Origin of the sequence: Actinomadura chokoriensis, from assembly GCF_039529475.1 — a bacterium.
GTDB lineage: Bacteria > Actinomycetota > Actinomycetes > Streptosporangiales > Streptosporangiaceae > Spirillospora > Spirillospora bangladeshensis.
The window spans coordinates 60,016-75,263 of sequence record NZ_BAAAMW010000017.1 but is presented as its reverse complement, the minus strand read 5'-3'; the positions used below and the strand labels follow the sequence as shown (position 1 = coordinate 75,263).

Here is a 15,248-nt window from a genome sequence, read left to right as displayed (position 1 = left end):
AGATTTTTCTTCAAGATTTTTTCGAGCCTGTATCAGCCCAGGTGAGAGCCGCGTCCAGGTGCGGATCCTATTTTCCTCTCAGGAAAGTACGTGCTACTTTCCTGGGAGGAAAGTCATCGGGAGGTGCGCATGGACCCGGACGGCGCTCGCCGCTCACTCGACACGATGCGGCGCATGCAGGACCGGACGCGCGAGGAGTACCTGCGCCAGAGCTTCGCGCGCCCCGGCGTGCTGCTCATCGGGCTCGGGCTGTTCATCGTGTGCGCATCGTTCGACCTGCCCGGATGGTGGGACACCGTCGCCATGGCAGTGGGCGACGCCCTGATCCTGGCCGTGATCGCGTTCGGCTGCGCCCGCGCGTCCGTCCACCGGAAGCCCAGCGGCGCCGAGCTGGTGTTCATGCTCGCGGCCTCCGCCTACCTCATCGCGGGTTTCGTCACCCTCCAGGTCGTGGCCAGGCTCGTCGAGTTCCCCGCGCCGTACACGATCGCGGCCGCGGTGACCGCTCTGACGTTCGTCGCGCTCACTCGTCCAATGCGCCGGGTGTACGCGACGATTCTCCGGTAGCGCCCGTGGACGCCTACTTCGATGAATTTCTGCACGTCCCGGCGCGGCTGTCGATCGTGGCGCTGCTGGCGCCCGCCGACTGGGTCGACTTCGCCTTCGTCCGCGACACGGTCGAGACGAGCGACTCGGCGCTGTCCAAGCAGATCTCGGCCCTCGCGGACGTCGGCTACGTCGCCGTCCGGAAGGGACGGGACGCCGGCGTCCGGCGGACCCGCGTCCGGCTCACTCCCCAGGGCCGCGAGGCGTTCCGGCGCCATGCCGCCGCCCTTGAGCAGATCGTCGCCGCGGCCCGCGCCCGGCCCCGGGAGACGGCGACCGCTACGGAACCCGAAAACCCCGGAACGTCACGCGCTTCCGGGTCTTGAACCCGAGCCGTTCGTAGAGCGCGATCGCGCCGGTGTTCGCCTCCGCGACATGCAGGAGCGGACGTTCGCCCCGGGACTCGACGCTGGCCGCGAGCGTGCGCACGAGGCGGGCGGCGTGTCCCCGGCCGCGCGCCTCGGGCGCGGTGCACACCGTGCTGATCTCCGTCCAGCCCGGAGGGCGGAGACGTTCGCCCGCCATCGCCACCAAGGCGCCGTTCTCGCGGACGCCGACGTATGTGCCGAGTTCATGGGTGCGCGGCCAGAACGGGCCTGGTCGCGTCCGTGCGACGAGGTCGAGCATGTCGGGCACGTCATCCGCCCCCAGTTCCACCACGTCGGGGTCGGTCTCACCGCTGCGGGCCCAGACCATCCGGAGTCCTTCGAGGACGAAGACCGGCTCCCAGGCCCGCGGCGGAACGGCGGGACTGCTGAACATGTCGGCGAGTTCCCCTCGTCCGAGCAGCCGGGCGAGGTCGTCCCACTCCGCGCCGTCCGGCTCAGCGGACACCGCGGAGAACGTCGCGACCCCCGGCACGAAACTGGCGGCCCGTCCGAGCCGCCGAGCGAGGTGCGCGTGGTGCCCGCGCAGCGACTCACCCACGGGATCGTCCAGCGCGGCGTCGTCGCGATCCGCCATCGTGCCGCCCCCCAAGGCCGTGCGTGGAAACCGAGCGCCCTGGATGCTACTGCCCGGCCTCCAGCGGTCCGGACACAGGTGGGCTTCGCAGCGGCGAGCCCCCGGCCACAGGGTGGTCGGGGGGCTCGGGCTGTTCGGTCAGCGCTTGAGGGAGTGGAGCAGTTCGCGGGTTTCGGCGCGGCGATCGTAGGCGATGGTGGCGAACACGATGGCGAAGGCGGCGGGCAGTGCGCTCCAGGCGGGTTCGATGACGAGGATCTGGGTGAGGACGGCGCCGGCCATCAGGCCGATGAGCCCGGTGGCGGCCAGCCCGGCGAGGCGGGGGATGACCAGTGCGATGGCGCCGGTGACCTCGATGGCGCCGGTGACGTAGCGGAACCACTGGCCCCAGCCGATCAGGTCGAAGGTCTCGACGGCGTCGGCCTGGCCGACCAGCTTGGGAAGTCCGGAGCCGATGAGCAGGAAGGCGGCGAGCAGGATCTGCGCGCCCCACAGCACCTTGCGGCGCGTGCCGTGGCCGGCGGTGGCGGTGGCGGTGGTGGACGGGGCGGCGTGAGCGGTCTGAGCGGTCATGGCGGTGGTCCTTCCGGGCGGTGCGTCTCATCGGCCTTTCACTGACGCGTCGCCCGACCCACCCCCGAATCGACATCCCCCAAGATTTTTCTCCAAGATTTTTTCGAGCCCGCGTCAGCCCAGGTGAGAGGGGAGACGGCGGCTGCCCGGTGCCGTTAGACGACGTCCCACCACGGGATGCAGGCGGCCCAGTGGGCGGCCCAGCCGGCGAATCCGCTCCGGCCGGACGTGTGGCCGAACTCGGCGCCGAACGGCAGGGCGCCCTCGCCGCAGATCATCCAGATGTGGCCGCGGAGCGCGGGTCGTCCTCGTCCTCCCAGAGCCATGCCTCGGTCACCTGGCGGAGGAAGCCGACCCGGCCGGTCCGGCGCACGTCGCCCGCGTCGGGGCGCAGGTCACCGGCGAGCACCCGCATCAGCGTCGTCGTGCCCGCTCAGCCCGGGGCCTTGCGGGAGAGGTGCTCCCAGGCGCGGTACTCCGCCGTGCGGGCCTCGTCCATCTGCTGGACGAGGTCGTAGGACGCGCTGCCGACGATCAGCCGCAGCGGCGGGTCCGGCAGGTCGACCAGCTCGGTGATCACCGGGGCCGCCGTGTCCGGGGCGGGGCCGGCGTCCTCGCCCCACATCTCCGCCAGCTGCGCGCGCAGCCCCGCGTACTCGGGCAGCGGGTCGGTCGTCGTGGTGCCGCGCGTGAACAGGTCCGTGCCGTAGCCGCCCGGCTGGACGATCGTCACCTTGATCCCGAACGGGGCCACCTCCATCGCGAGGGCCTGGCTCAGCGAGTCGAGCGCCGATTTGCTCGCCGCGTAGAACCCGGCGGACGCCACCCCGCCGCCCGTCCCCATCGTCGTGACCTGCAGGATGCGGCCGGATCCCTGCGCCCGCAGGTGCGGGACGGCGGCCTGCGCCACCCAGACCGCCCCGAAGAAGTTGACGTCGAACTGGGCGCGGATCTGCTCCTCGCCCGCCTCCTCGACCATGCCGAGCAGCATCGCGCCGGCGTTGTTGACCACGATGTCGAGCCGGCCGAACGCCGCCGCGGCCTCGTCCACCGCCTTCCGGACGGCGGTCCGGTCGGTCACGTCGAGCGTCAGCCGTACGAGGCGGCCGGGGTGGGCGTCGGCCAGCTCGGCGAGGGGCGCGAGGTCGCGGGCGGCGGCGACGACCCGCTCCCCGGCGCCGAGCGCCGCCTCCGTGAACGCCCTGCCCAGGCCGCGCGACGCGCCGGTGATGAACCAGACTCGGCCGGTTGTCATAGAAGCCTCCCTGCTCGCTTGCACATGAGACGAGACGGTTCGTCTCGTTGTGTCGCCAGTGTGCGGGAGGCGGCGCCATCCTGTCAAGACGGACCGTCTCGTCTCGCGAGGTGTTATGCTCCCGGACGTGTCGCAGCCCAGAAAGCCGAACCCCGCTCGGCGCAGTGAACGGTCGCGGCAGGCCGTGCTGGCCGCCGCGCGCGAGCTGGTGTCAGAGCTCGGATACGCCAAGGTGTCGATCGAGGCCATCGCGTCCCGCGCGGGCGTGGGCAAGCAGACGATCTACCGCTGGTGGCCGTCCAAGGGCGCGGTCATCTTCGACTCGTTCCTGGCGCTCAGCGAGAGCGAGGACGAGGACGGCGTCCGGCTGCCCGACACCGGCGACATCGGGGCCGATCTGAAGACCGTCATGCGGGCCACCGTCGCCGAGTTCGCCGACCCGGCCTTCGAGGCGCCCATCAGGGCCCTCAACCTGGAGATCATCGCCGATCCCGCCCTCGCGGAGGCCTACCGCGAGAAGCTGGCGGGCCCGGTCGACGAGGCCAAGAAGGACCGGCTGCGCAGTGCCCAGCGGGCAGGCCAGCTCGCCGCCGACGCCGACCTGGACCTGGTGCTCGAAGTCCTGTACGCCCCGCTCTACCAGCGCTGGCTGCACCGATCCGCCCCGCTGACCCCGCAGTACGCCGACGCCCTCGTGGAAGCCACCCTCCGCGCCTTCGCCCCCTGAACGCACCCATGCCGGGAGGCGCGGCAGGGCGGGCACCGCCGACATGGCCCGGTGGGAGGGCGGAGGCGGACGGTCAGTCCCGCGCGGCCGGGGCCCGGTCGGTTCCGGTGGAGCCGAGGCGCCACGGCACGCTGGTGACCATGACGCCCGGCCGGAACAGCAGCCGCGCCGTGAGGCGGAGCGCGCTCTGGTTGTGCAGGAGCTGCTCCCACCAGTGGCCGACGACGTACTCGGGGATGAACACGCAGACGACGTCCCGCGGGCTCCGCCGGTGGATGCGGCCGACGTACTCCAGGACGGGGCCGGTGATGTCGCGGTAGGGGGAGTCGAGGACGGTCAGCGGCACGGGGACGCCGCGCCGCGCCCACGCCTCCTCGAGCTCCCCGGTGTCGCGGCCGGAGGTGCGGACGGTCACGGCCGTGAGGGTGTCCGGTCGGGTCGCGCGCGCGAACGCGATGGCGCGCATCGCCGGAGTGTGGAGCTTGGACACCAGCACGACCGCGTGGACGCGGCTCGGCAGGCCGACCGCCTCCTCGGACGGCTCCAGCTCCGCGGCGAGGCGCGTGTAGTGGCCGCGGATGGCCTTCATCATCAGGAAGAGCACGGGCATGGCGATGACGACGATCCAGGCGCCGTGCGTGAACTTCGTGATCAGGACGACGACCAGGACCACGCCGGTGAGCATCGCGCCGACGGCGTTGATCAGGCGCGCGCGCCGCATCCGGGCCCGCTGCGGCCCGGCGGCGCGCCCGATGAGGCCCGTCCAGTGCCGGACCATCCCGGTCTGGCTGAGCGTGAACGAGACGAAGACCCCGATGATGTAGAGCTGGATGAGCCGCGTCGGGCTGGCGTGGAACGCCCAGATCAGGCCGCCGGCGAGCAGGGCGAGGATCACGATGCCGTTGCTGAAGACGAGCCGGTCCCCGCGGCGGGAGAACTGCTTGGGCAGGAACTCGTCCTCGCCGAGGATGGAGGCGAGGGTCGGGAAGCCGTTGAAGGCGGTGTTGGCCGCCAGCACCAGGATCGCGGCGGTGAACCCGGCGACCAGGTAGAACGGCGGGGAGCCGGCGCCGAACACCGCCGCGGCGATCTGGGCGATGACGGTCTTCTGCTCGTAGCCGGGCGGCGCGCCGGTCAGCAGCCCGGGGGCGCCGGCGATCCGCACGTGCGAGACCAGGGCGAGCGCGGTGATCCCCGCGAACATGGCGATGGTGATCCCGCCCATGATCGCCAACGTGGCCGCGGCGTTCCGGCTCTTGGGCGGCTGGAAGTTCGGGACGCCGTTGCTCACCGCCTCCACGCCGGTGAGCGCCGTGCAGCCCTGGGAGAAGGCGCGCAGGACCAGCGCGACGGCCAGCCAGCCCGTCGTGCCGTGGGACGGTTCTATCCCGAAATGGGCAGACTCGGCCTGCGGTGTGTGGCCGGTGAGCGTCCGCCCGGCGCCCCACAGGAGCATCGCCATGACCACGGTGATGAACCCGTAGGTCGGGACGGCGAAGACCGTTCCCGACTCCCGGACCCCGCGCAGGTTCGTGATCGCCAGCAGCGCGACCAGGACCACGCAGACCTGGACCGTGTACGGCGTGAGGGCGGGCATCGCGGACGCGAGGTTGGCGACTCCGGCCGCCACCGACACCGCGACCGTCAGCACGTAGTCGACCAGGAGGGCGCTGGCGGCGGCCAGCGAGGCGTTGACGCCCAGGTTCTCCCGGCTGACGACGTAGGCGCCGCCGCCGCTCGGGTAGGCGCGGCAGGTCTGCCGGTAGGACAGCACCACCACCGCCAGCAGGACGATGACGGCCGCCGCGACCCACGGGGTGAGGTGGAGCAGTGCCGTCCCGCCGAGGCCGAGCGCGAGCAGGATCTCCTCGGTCGCGTAGGCGTTGGACGACAGCGGGTCGCTGCAGAACACCGGCAGCGCGATCTTCTTGGGCAGCAGCGTCTCGCCGAGCTGCCCGCTGCGCAGCGGCCGGCCGACCAGGAACCGCTTGGGAATGCTCACCGCTCTCCGCATCGGTCCCGTGACACCGCGGACTCCGCCGGGACCGCGGGCCCGGCGCCCGGGGCGTTCAGCGAGACGGCTGTTCGCGCAGGTGGCGCGCTTCGAGGGCCAGAAACGCGGCGAGCACGACGACGGCCGCGGACTCCAGGGCCAGCGCCGCCACGATGGCGGGGCCGTAGCCGCCCTCCTGGAAGCCGAACAGCGTGCCCGTCTCACTGATCATCAGCGCGATGATGGTGGCCGCCGCGTACGCGATCCCCACGAGCGCCACGAGCGCGTGCGCGGCCCGTCCGGCGATCGGCACCGACCGGATCACCGGAAGCGAGCCGAGCGGCAGCGCCAGGAGCAGCCCGAGCACCACGCCCCCGATGAAGTTGAGCAGGAACAGGACGCCGATGGTCGGGATGACCCGGAAATCGTCGGCGTAGTACTCGTACAGATGGACGGCGCCGACGCCGAACAGGAGCAGGACGCCCAGGTAGCGCAGGAGGTCACGCATCGCGATCACCCATGGCGGACCTACTTGGTGACCGCGCTGCCGGACGGCGACAGCACGTACCACTTGGCGCCGAACTGGTCGAGGCCCTGCCCTCCGGTGCTGCCGCTGGAGGTGCCGTCCGGCGCGTAGTAGTACAGCGGGTGCCCGGCGTAGCTGACCTCGGTGGTGCCGTCGCTCCGCTTGGTGGTGCTCAGCTTCGAGGCGTCCGCGCCCGACCCGGGCTGGGGCTTCACGCTGGTCGTGACCGGCGGCCAGACCGACGCGCACGACCCGGAGCAGGACGACTGGTTCCCCTTGTCCTTCTCGAAGAGGTAGACCGTCCGCCCCGCGCCGTCGACCAGGATCGGCCCGAGGCTCCCCACGCTCGCCGTCTTGATCGTCTGGCCGGACGTGCCGCCGGTGGGCGCCGCCGAGGTCGTCGACGATCCGCCGCCGTAGCCGCCCGACCCGGACCCGCCCGACCCTCCGCCGCCGCACCCGGCCGCGGCCGCCAGGGCCGCCCCGGCCGCTCCCATCGTGATCACCAGCCGCCGCATCCGGAACATGCGCACCCTCCCCGTGGACCTGTCGGCGGTCGCCCGCGACTCCTTCTGCGGCGCCGCGTACCCGCCGGCCCGCCGCGCGAACTGTCCCCGTCCCGGCTGTGACCCGTTCTTTCCGATAGCTGTAAAGAACGCCGCCCACCGGCCGGATGATCACGGGGTGCGGCCGTGATCACCCGAGCCGGTGGGCGAGCGGTCAGTCCTCGGTGGCGGAGGAGCGGCGGAGCCAGGCGACGGCGCCGCCCGCCAGGGCGATGACCAGGACGATCAGCCCGATCCAGAGCCAGCCGGACGAGCCGGACGACTTCTCCGCGGACGTCGCCGAGGCCGCCGACGGCGCGGCGGCGGGGCCGGGGGGCTGCGCGGCCGCCGAGGAACCCGTCACGGTGAAGGTGTAGGTGCCCTCGACCGGGTGCCCGTCGGAGGACACGACACGCCAGCCCACGGTGTACTCCCCGTTCGGGAGCGCGCCGCCGACCGCCTGGGTGACCTTGTTGTCGACCGCCTGGGCCGACCCGGACTGGTACTGCTTCTTCGACGCGTCCATCAGGACCACGCGCGGCAGCCGCACCGGGTCGGCGTAGGTGAGGACGATCTGGGACGGCGCCGGGACCGTCGCGTCCTTCGCCGGGTTCGCCGAGGTCAGCGCCGTGTGGGCGGAGGCCGGGGCCGCCGTCAGCGCGAGGACCGTCCCGACCGCCAGGGCGCCCGCCGCGAGCCGCCGGATCATGCCCGGCTCCGCGCGCGGCTCAGGCCGTAGCCGCCGACGCCGACGCCGATCACGCCGGCCGCGATGCCGATGCCGCCGAGGAGGCGGGCCGTCCCGTCATCGGCCGACGCCGTGCTCTTCGCGGCCGGCTTCCGCTCGGCCGTGAGGCCCGCCGTGGGCGCGGCGTCCTTCGGGGTGAGCTGGAGCGTCGGTGCGGGGTGCTCCGGTTCGGCGCCGCCCTCGGCCTGCTCCTCCTCCCACTTGACGACCTCGCCGTTGGAGTACGTCTGGTCGGCCTTGAACATGATCTGGTCGGTGTCGGTCGGGAGCGGGCCCATGGAGACGTCGAACTCCTGGAACTGGCCCGGCTCGATCTTGCCGCCCGACCAGGTGATCGTGGTGACGGCCTCGGTCAGCTCGCCGCCGTGGGACTTGATCGGCTTCGGCAGCGTGGACTTCTCGGCCTTCACCGTCCAGCCCGGGGTCGGGCGGACGGACACCGACGCCAGCGGATGGTCGACCGGCAGGTGCACCACGACCTTGGTGGTGGAGGCGTTGTCGCGCTCGTTCGGCACCCGGAACGACACCTTGGCGTAGGAGCCCTGCTCGGCGGTCGTCGGGTTGGCGGTGACGTGCGCGGACGCGGCCGTCGCCCCGCCGACCACGGCGAGGGCCGCGAGGGACGCGAGAGCGCCGGCACGGCGGGCATGCGAGAGGAAAGGCATGGGGAAATGTCCGTTCGAGTCGTACGGAAGAGAAGCCGGATGCGCCGCGGATCGGCGTCCGGTGACGTACGGCGCTCGACGCGGAGGCTTCGCCTCAGCAGAAGCGTGCGAGCGCCCTCGAACGCGCCGGGGGACCCCGCTCGACCACTTGGTGCCGCAGCACCCGGCCGAGGGCGGCGGCGACGTCCGCCACCGGGAGCACCGGGGCGGGACGCGGGGACGCGGCCGGCTCGACGGCCAGCAGGCCCAGCAGCAGCCGGACGGGACGGTCGGCCGCGGCGGCGACCCGGCGGGCCATCGCCCAGGCGGCCCGCTCGCCGCGCCGCAGCCACCACGCGGCGACCAGCGCGGCCACGCAGTGCGCGAGCGTCATGACCAGGCCGTTGGGGTCGTGCGGGGCCGACGCCGCCATCGTGTCCGCGCCGGCCGCCATGGCGGCGTGCATGCCGGACGCGTGAGCCCCGCCGGCATGATCCGCCATCGCGGGCATCGGGAGCGGGGGGTGCGGCGCCGCCGCGGTGAACAGCGTGTGCAGCGCGAACTGCCCGCCGAGGAGCCCGCCCAGGATCGTGGCGAGGGAGCGCTCGTGGCCCGCCAGCATCAGCGTCACGCCGAGGACCGCCCCGAACCCGCTCAGCCCCGCCCACACCGGGACCGCGGCCCCACCTGCGAGGACGTGCCCGAGGACGGCCAGCGCGACGCACGCGGTCGCGAAGACGATCGCGCGGGCGGTCCGGAACAGGGGTTCGCGGGGGCGTTCGGACATGACGGGACCATCGTGCCACCACCCCCGCCGACCCCGCAGCCGACCCTGCCGCCAGCCCCGCCATCTACCCGCGCCCAGCTCGCAGCCGCATCGACACGCCCAACATCTTGGGGTTGCACAAAGATCGCGAACTAGATGTAGGGTTCAATCCCGTGCTGGTACGCCCCCGCCGTTCGCGGCGGGGGCGTCGTAAGAGGGAACCCGGTGCGAATCCGGGACTGCCCCGCAGCGGTGAGCGGGAACGACCGCCGTTATGAGCACTGGGCCCATCGGGGCCTGGGAAGCGACGGCCACTAGGACGCCTTCTCCGGAAGGCGGCGCCCGCGAGTCCGAAGACCTGCCAGTTCGATACGTCCAGGCCTCGCGGGTGGGCCGGAGGGCGGAGCGCGGCGTGCCGTCGCGCGCCGTTCGCATGCCCCCGCGAGGCGGCTTGCGAGGGGAGAGGCACGTGACACAGGCTCTGGCGGCGCCGCCGGCCGCGGCGGCGTTGCGACGGGGGATCGGCGCGGAGGTCGAGGCCGCCTGCGACGGCATACCGGACGTCGAGCCGGGACGGGTGCTGGCCGCCGTCCGCTCCGGGAACGGGCTGGACGCGGCGGCGCTGCGCGACCTCGCGATCGGCGAGGCCGCCGCGCTGGTGCCCGCCGAACCCGGGTACTCCAAGGTCGCCGCGCGGCTGCTCGGCGCCCGGATCAGGGACGAGGCGGCGTCCGCGGGCGTCGCGACGTTCGCCGAGTCGGTCGCCGCCGCGCACGGCGCGGGCCTGCTGGCGGACGGCCCGGCCGCGTTCGTCGCCGCCAACGCCGACGCCCTCGACGCGCTCGCCGACGACTCCGCCGACGACCGGTTCGAGTACTTCGGGCTGCGCACCCTCTACGACCGGTACCTGCTGAGGCATCCGCGTTCGCGGCTCGTCCTGGAGCGTCCGCAGCACTTCCTGCTGCGCGTCGCCTGCGGCCTCGCCGACACCGTGGAGGAGGCGGCGGAGCTGTACGGGCTGCTCGGCACGCTGCGCTACCTGCCCAGTTCGCCGACGCTGTTCAACGCGGCGGCGCGCCGCCCGCAGCTGTCGTCGTGCTTCCTGCTCGACTCGCCGCGCGACGAGCTGGAGTCGATCTACGACCGGTACGGGCAGGTCGCGCGGCTCAGCAAGTACGCGGGCGGCATCGGGATCTCGTGGACGAAGGTCCGGTCGCGGGGGTCGCTGATCCGCGGCACCAACGGGCGTTCGAACGGCATCGTGCCGTGGCTGCGCACGCTGGACGCGTCCGTCGCCGCCGTCAACCAGGGCGGGCGCCGCAAGGGCGCGGCCTGCGTGTACCTGGAGCCGTGGCACGCCGACGTCGAGGAGTTCCTCGAACTGCGCGACAACACGGGCGAGGACGCGCGCCGCACCCACAACCTCAACCTCGCCAACTGGGTCCCGGACGAGTTCATGCGCCGGGTCGAGGACGACGCGGTCTGGTCGCTGTTCGACCCGAAGGAGGTCCCCGAGCTGGCCGACCTGTGGGGCGAGGCGTTCGACGAGGCGTACCGGTCGGCGGAGCGGGACGGGCGGTTCGTCCGGCAGGTCCCGGCGCGCAAGCTGTACGGGCGGATGATGCGCACCCTCGCGGAGACGGGCAACGGGTGGATGACGTTCAAGGACGCCGCCAACCGCGCCTGCAACCAGACCGCCGAGCCCGGCCAGACCGTCCACCTGTCGAACCTGTGCACGGAGATCCTGGAAGTCACCGGCGATGGCGAAGCGGCCGTCTGCAACCTCGGATCGGTGAATCTGGCCGCGCACGTCACGCCGGCAGGGGTCGACTGGGATCGGCTTCGTTCCACCGTCCGCACCGCCGTCCGGTTCTTGGACCGCACCATCGACAGGGGCTTCTACCCCACGCCGGAGGCGGAGAAGGCCAACCGCAAGTGGCGACCGGTCGGCTTGGGCGTGATGGGCCTGGCGGACGTCTTCTTCACGCTGCGCCTTCCGTTCGACTCGGACGAGGCCCGCGCGCTCTCGACGCGCATCGCCGAGGAGATCGCGCTGGCCGCCTACGGGGCGTCCGCCGATCTCGCCGCCGCGCACGGCCCGCTGCCCGCCTACGGCATGACCCGCACCGCTCGCGGCCGGCTCCACGTCGACCACTTCCCGGACGCGATCCAGACCCGTCCCGAGGCGTGGGCCGAGCTCCGGGCGCGCGTCGCCGAGACGGGGCTGCGCAACTCGCTGCTCGTCGCGATCGCGCCGACCGCGACGATCGCGTCCATCGCGGGCTGCTATGAGTGCATCGAGCCGCAGGTGTCCAACCTGTTCAAGCGCGAGACGCTGTCCGGCGAGTTCCTGCAGATCAACGGCTACCTGGTCGACGACCTGAAGTCGCTCGGGCTGTGGACGCCGGCCGTCCGGGAGGCGGTGAAGAAGGCGAACGGCTCCGTCCAGGGCCTCACCGACCTGCCCGACGAGATGCGCACCCTCTACCGGACGGCCTGGGAGCTGCCGCAGAAGGCGCTCATCGACCTCGCCGCCGCCCGCACCCCCTACATCGACCAGTCGCAGTCGCTGAACCTGTTCATGGAGACGCCGACGATCGGCAAGCTCTCCTCGATGTACGCGTACGCGTGGCGCGCGGGCCTCAAGACGACGTACTACCTGCGCTCCCGCCCGGCGACGCGCATCGCGCAGACGACCGTCGCCTCCGCGGCGGCCGTGTGCTCCCTGGAGAACCCCGAGACCTGCGAGGCGTGCCAGTGAGCGCGCGGACGGAAGGACGCGGCATGCTGCTCGACCCCGGCCTGGACCTGACCCTGCGGCCCATGCGCTACCCCGACTTCTACGAGCGGTACCGGGCCGCGATCCGCAACACGTGGACGGTGGAGGAGGTGGACCTCGCCTCCGACCTCGCCGACCTGGAGCGGCTCACCCCCGCCGAACTGCACCTCGTGAACCGGCTCGTCGCGTTCTTCGCCACCGGCGACTCGATCGTGGCGAACAACCTGGTGCTGAACCTCTACAAGCACGTGAACGCCCCGGAGGCGCGGCTCTACCTATCGCGGCAGCTATATGAGGAGGCCGTCCACGTACAGTTCTACCTGACCCTCCTGGACACCTACCTGCCCGATCACGACGAGCGCGCACGGGCGTTCGCGGCGATCGAGCACATCCCGTCCATCCGGGCGAAGGCGGAGTTCTGCTTCCGCTGGATCGACTCGCTCGGCGCCCTGGACGAGCTCCGGAGCGCCGGCGACCGCCGGACGTTCCTGCTCAACCTCATCTGCTTCGCGGCCTGCATCGAGGGGCTGTTCTTCTACGGCGCCTTCGCGTACGTGTACTGGCTGCGGTCGCGCGGCCTGCTGAACGGCCTCGCCTCCGGGACGAACTGGGTGTTCCGGGACGAGTCGATGCACATGGAATTCGCGTTCTCCGTGGTCGACACCGTCCGGGCCGAGGAACCGGAGCTGTTCGACGCCGAGCTGACGTCCCAGGTCACCACGATGCTGGAGGAGGCCGTCCAGGCGGAACTGGCGTTCGCCCGCGACCTGTGCGGCGACGGGCTGCCCGGCATGAGCGCCGACGACATGCGCGCCTACCTCGAATACGTGGCGGACCAGCGGCTCGTCCGGCTCGGGCTCCCGGCCCGCTACGGCACCGCCAACCCGTTCGCGTTCATGGAGCTGCAGGACGTCCAGGAGCTGTCCAACTTCTTCGAGCGGCGGGTTTCGGCGTACCAGATCGGCGTGGAGGGGAGCGTCACCCTGGACGAGGCGTTCTGAACTTCTGGGACCGGGCACTCGTTGAAGGAGGACCTAGTCCGAGGAGGACGCACATGCCTTCCGTCGTCGACCGGATCATGAGGTACGCCCGCGGTCCGCAGGGCCGCAAGATGCGGGCGAAGGCCGAGCGCTACGCCCGCGATCCCCGCACGCAGGCCAAGGTGCGCGGCCTGCTGGCCCGATTCCGGGGCGGTGGCCGCCGCCACTGACCCCCGCGCCCCAGGGCCCGCCCTCGCCGAGGGCGGGCCTTCTCGGTGCCTCCAGGAGGAAATGGTCGCCGGGTCATCAGGGCAAGGGCCGGCCGTCCTCGCCGATCCGGTCGGTGACGACCTTCGTCCCGGTGACGACGTGCACCTGATCACCGATCATCGCCACGACCCGGTCCCCGTACGCCGTGAAGTCCGTGGGCGCCTCGGGAGCGCTCGGCGGCAACTCCACCCGCCTCGTGATCGTCTTGGTGGCCGTCGCGTACCAGACCACCCGGTTCCGGTCGCCGCCGCGCACCAGCGCCACGATGTGCGTCCCGTCCTTGTCGAACGCGGCGCCGAGCAGCGTCGCGCCGCCGGCCTCCAGGCGGATCTCGCTCATCTTGCCCGTCTCGGTGTCCAGGGTGGACAGGCCGCGGTCCCGGTAGTCGCCCGCCGTCTCGAAGACCAGGTCCCGGCCGTTCGGCGCCCAGTGCAGGGAGTTGGCGAAGGCGCGGGGCGGGAGCCGGGTGACCCGGCGGTCACCGGTGGAGGGGTCGACGACCGTGATGGTCCCGCCGGCGGGTTCGCCACCGCACTCACTGCCCGCGTACGCGATCCGGCGTGCGCCTGGAGACACGGCCAACTGCTCGGGCCCTTCGCCCATCCGCTGCCGCAGCCCGGCGCCGCGCAACCGGGCCGGCGGCCCCTCCGGCCGCCCGTCGGTGCCGAGCGTGAGCCGGTAGAAGTCGATCTCGCAGGCCCCCGGGTCGGCGGTCGTGAGGACGAACGTCCGGTTGTCCCCGGAGTCGGCGGAGTCGCGGAAGCCGCCCGACCCCGCCGGCGCGGGCACGGTCGCGACCGGCCGGCCGGTATCGGACCTGCGTACCGTCACCGTCTCCCCGCCCGGAGGCCACGCGCCGTCGAGGACGTACTCGGCGCCCGCGTAGGACGCGAGGGCGTAGCGGGGCGGCGCGCCGTCCCGTCCGTGCTGCGCCCACGGCGCGACGAGGACGACGGCGGCGACCGCGGCCGCCGTCGCGGCGACCAGCCCGGCGAGCGGCAGCGCGAACGGGCGGCCGCGCCGGGACGGGGCGGGCAGCGGCCGCAGCTCCTCGGGGCGGACGGTGCCGGCCGCGTCGGCCAGGGCCGCCCGCAGCAGCTCGTCGGAGAACCCGGTCATCGTTCCTCCTCGTACCGGTCGCGGAGCGCGTCCAGGCCCCGGGAGATGGTCGACTTGACGGTGCCCGGCCGGACGCCCATGGCCGCGGCGATCTCCGACTCGGACAGGTCGAGGTAGTAGCGGAGGACGATCGCCTCCCGCTGCCGGGCGGGCAGGCGGCCCAGCGCGTGCAGCACCCGCCGCCGGTCGTCGGCGACCAGCGCGTCGTTCTCCGCCGACCACACCGGCCGGGGAGCCTGGAACAGCCGGTGCGTCAGGGCCCGGCGGCGCAGCAGCGTCCGGCCGGCGTTCAGGACGGCGGTGCGCGCGTAGGCGAGCAGTTCCGGCTGCGTGGACGGCAGGCCGCCACCTCCGCCCCGCCGCTCATGGCGCCGCTGCATCCGGGCGTACACGTCCTGGACCAGGTCTTCCGCGCCGGCCTGGTCGCCCACGAGCAGCACCGCGAGCCGCACCAGCGACAGGTGGTGGGTGCGGAACAGCGCCGCCAGCACATGACCGGTCACGCGCTCGCCGTCGGCGGCCGGTGCCCCATCGGCGGCCGTGGCGTCTGCGAGCATGCCGCCGGGTGTACCGCTGCCGGGTGTACCGCTGCTGCGTTCACCGCCGGCGGGCACGGCGCTGCCGGGTAGGCCGTCGGCGGGCGTGCCGTCGCCCGTCGCGGCGAGTCCGCGATGCAACCTCATGCCTTGAGAACCAACGAAGCGGGAAAAGGTTGCTTCCGTCCCGACATTTCCCCGCGACGTCCCCCGACTTC

The 15,248-nt window shown here is 72.7% G+C and carries 19 protein-coding genes and 1 riboswitch; of the genes, 6 read left to right on the top strand and 13 right to left on the bottom strand.

The window, feature by feature from the left end:
* Nucleotides 1-129: 129 nt before the first annotated feature.
* Complete coding sequence (locus tag ABFX46_RS30025) at nt 130-567, top strand: hypothetical protein (RefSeq protein ID WP_346047289.1); 438 nt, start codon at nt 130-132, stop codon at nt 565-567.
* Nucleotides 568-572: 5 nt separating this feature from the next.
* The gene (locus ABFX46_RS30020; protein ID WP_346047288.1) at nt 573-932 is read left to right on the top strand and encodes a winged helix-turn-helix domain-containing protein; all 360 of its coding nucleotides are present in this window, start codon (nt 573-575) and stop codon (nt 930-932) included.
* Here ABFX46_RS30020 and ABFX46_RS30015 read toward each other — a convergent pair.
* The 5 genes from ABFX46_RS30015 to ABFX46_RS29995 all read right to left on the bottom strand — a co-directional run bounded on the left by ABFX46_RS30015 (nt 886) and on the right by ABFX46_RS29995 (nt 3,397).
* Nucleotides 886-1,569: a GNAT family N-acetyltransferase gene (locus ABFX46_RS30015; RefSeq protein ID WP_346047287.1), complete on the bottom strand. Its 684-nt coding sequence runs from the start codon at nt 1,567-1,569 to the stop codon at nt 886-888. The two genes, ABFX46_RS30020 and ABFX46_RS30015, sit on opposite strands and share 47 nt — an antisense overlap.
* 138 nt (nt 1,570-1,707) lie before the next feature.
* Nucleotides 1,708-2,142: a DoxX family protein gene (locus ABFX46_RS30010; RefSeq protein ID WP_346047286.1), complete on the bottom strand. Its 435-nt coding sequence runs from the start codon at nt 2,140-2,142 to the stop codon at nt 1,708-1,710.
* A gap of 155 nt (nt 2,143-2,297) precedes the next feature.
* Nucleotides 2,298-2,420 (bottom strand): hypothetical protein, encoded by a 123-nt coding sequence (locus tag ABFX46_RS30005; protein WP_346047285.1) that lies wholly within the window; start codon nt 2,418-2,420, stop codon nt 2,298-2,300.
* A complete protein-coding gene (locus ABFX46_RS30000; RefSeq protein WP_346047284.1) occupies nt 2,417-2,557 on the bottom strand; it encodes a hypothetical protein in 141 nt (46 codons plus the stop codon). The genes ABFX46_RS30005 and ABFX46_RS30000 overlap by 4 nt, the downstream gene beginning before the upstream one ends.
* A gap of 18 nt (nt 2,558-2,575) precedes the next feature.
* Nucleotides 2,576-3,397 carry an SDR family NAD(P)-dependent oxidoreductase gene (locus ABFX46_RS29995; RefSeq protein ID WP_346047283.1) on the bottom strand — a complete coding sequence of 274 codons (822 nt, stop codon included), beginning with the start codon at nt 3,395-3,397 and terminating at the stop codon, nt 2,576-2,578.
* Nucleotides 3,398-3,512: 115 nt separating this feature from the next.
* Here ABFX46_RS29995 and ABFX46_RS29990 point away from each other — a divergent pair, with 115 nt between their 5' ends.
* On the top strand, nt 3,513-4,124 hold the full coding sequence (locus ABFX46_RS29990; protein ID WP_346047282.1) for a TetR/AcrR family transcriptional regulator: 612 nt from the start codon (nt 3,513-3,515) through the stop codon (nt 4,122-4,124).
* A gap of 73 nt (nt 4,125-4,197) precedes the next feature.
* Here ABFX46_RS29990 and ABFX46_RS29985 read toward each other — a convergent pair whose 3' ends face one another.
* From ABFX46_RS29985 to ABFX46_RS29960, 6 genes are all read right to left on the bottom strand, one after another.
* Nucleotides 4,198-6,126: an APC family permease gene (locus ABFX46_RS29985; RefSeq protein WP_346047281.1), complete on the bottom strand. Its 1,929-nt coding sequence runs from the start codon at nt 6,124-6,126 to the stop codon at nt 4,198-4,200.
* Nucleotides 6,127-6,193: 67 nt separating this feature from the next.
* The gene (locus ABFX46_RS29980; RefSeq protein ID WP_346047280.1) at nt 6,194-6,625 is read right to left on the bottom strand and encodes a hypothetical protein; all 432 of its coding nucleotides are present in this window, start codon (nt 6,623-6,625) and stop codon (nt 6,194-6,196) included.
* A 20-nt stretch (nt 6,626-6,645) separates the two neighbouring features.
* On the bottom strand, nt 6,646-7,170 hold the full coding sequence (locus ABFX46_RS29975; RefSeq protein WP_346047279.1) for a COG4315 family predicted lipoprotein: 525 nt from the start codon (nt 7,168-7,170) through the stop codon (nt 6,646-6,648).
* Between the two features lie 193 nt (nt 7,171-7,363).
* Nucleotides 7,364-7,897 (bottom strand): copper resistance CopC family protein, encoded by a 534-nt coding sequence (locus ABFX46_RS29970; protein ID WP_346047278.1) that lies wholly within the window; start codon nt 7,895-7,897, stop codon nt 7,364-7,366.
* Nucleotides 7,894-8,601 (bottom strand): YcnI family copper-binding membrane protein, encoded by a 708-nt coding sequence (locus tag ABFX46_RS29965; protein ID WP_346047277.1) that lies wholly within the window; start codon nt 8,599-8,601, stop codon nt 7,894-7,896. The genes ABFX46_RS29970 and ABFX46_RS29965 overlap by 4 nt, the downstream gene beginning before the upstream one ends.
* 94 nt (nt 8,602-8,695) lie before the next feature.
* Nucleotides 8,696-9,367, bottom strand: coding sequence for a hypothetical protein (locus ABFX46_RS29960; RefSeq protein ID WP_346047276.1), 672 nt, complete (start codon nt 9,365-9,367; stop codon nt 8,696-8,698).
* Between the two features lie 139 nt (nt 9,368-9,506).
* A riboswitch (cobalamin riboswitch) is annotated at nt 9,507-9,726 on the top strand.
* An 89-nt stretch (nt 9,727-9,815) separates the two neighbouring features.
* Between ABFX46_RS29960 and ABFX46_RS29955 the strand changes: the two genes are divergently transcribed.
* From ABFX46_RS29955 to ABFX46_RS29945, 3 genes are read left to right on the top strand one after another with little or no spacing between them, the layout of a single operon-like run.
* Complete coding sequence (locus tag ABFX46_RS29955) at nt 9,816-12,107, top strand: ribonucleoside-diphosphate reductase subunit alpha (protein WP_346047275.1); 2,292 nt, start codon at nt 9,816-9,818, stop codon at nt 12,105-12,107.
* A gap of 23 nt (nt 12,108-12,130) precedes the next feature.
* Nucleotides 12,131-13,126 (top strand): ribonucleotide-diphosphate reductase subunit beta, encoded by a 996-nt coding sequence (locus ABFX46_RS29950; protein ID WP_346047274.1) that lies wholly within the window; start codon nt 12,131-12,133, stop codon nt 13,124-13,126.
* 53 nt (nt 13,127-13,179) lie between these two features.
* Nucleotides 13,180-13,335 carry a hypothetical protein gene (locus tag ABFX46_RS29945; protein ID WP_163055128.1) on the top strand — a complete coding sequence of 52 codons (156 nt, stop codon included), beginning with the start codon at nt 13,180-13,182 and terminating at the stop codon, nt 13,333-13,335.
* 76 nt (nt 13,336-13,411) lie between these two features.
* Here the strand turns inward: ABFX46_RS29945 and ABFX46_RS29940 are convergent, their stop codons facing one another.
* On the bottom strand, nt 13,412-14,494 hold the full coding sequence (locus tag ABFX46_RS29940) for a WD40 repeat domain-containing protein (RefSeq protein WP_346047273.1): 1,083 nt from the start codon (nt 14,492-14,494) through the stop codon (nt 13,412-13,414).
* A complete protein-coding gene (locus tag ABFX46_RS29935; protein ID WP_346047272.1) occupies nt 14,491-15,177 on the bottom strand; it encodes a sigma-70 family RNA polymerase sigma factor in 687 nt (228 codons plus the stop codon). Before ABFX46_RS29935 ends, ABFX46_RS29940 begins: the two co-directional genes overlap by 4 nt.
* Between the last annotated feature and the right edge of the window lie 71 nt (nt 15,178-15,248).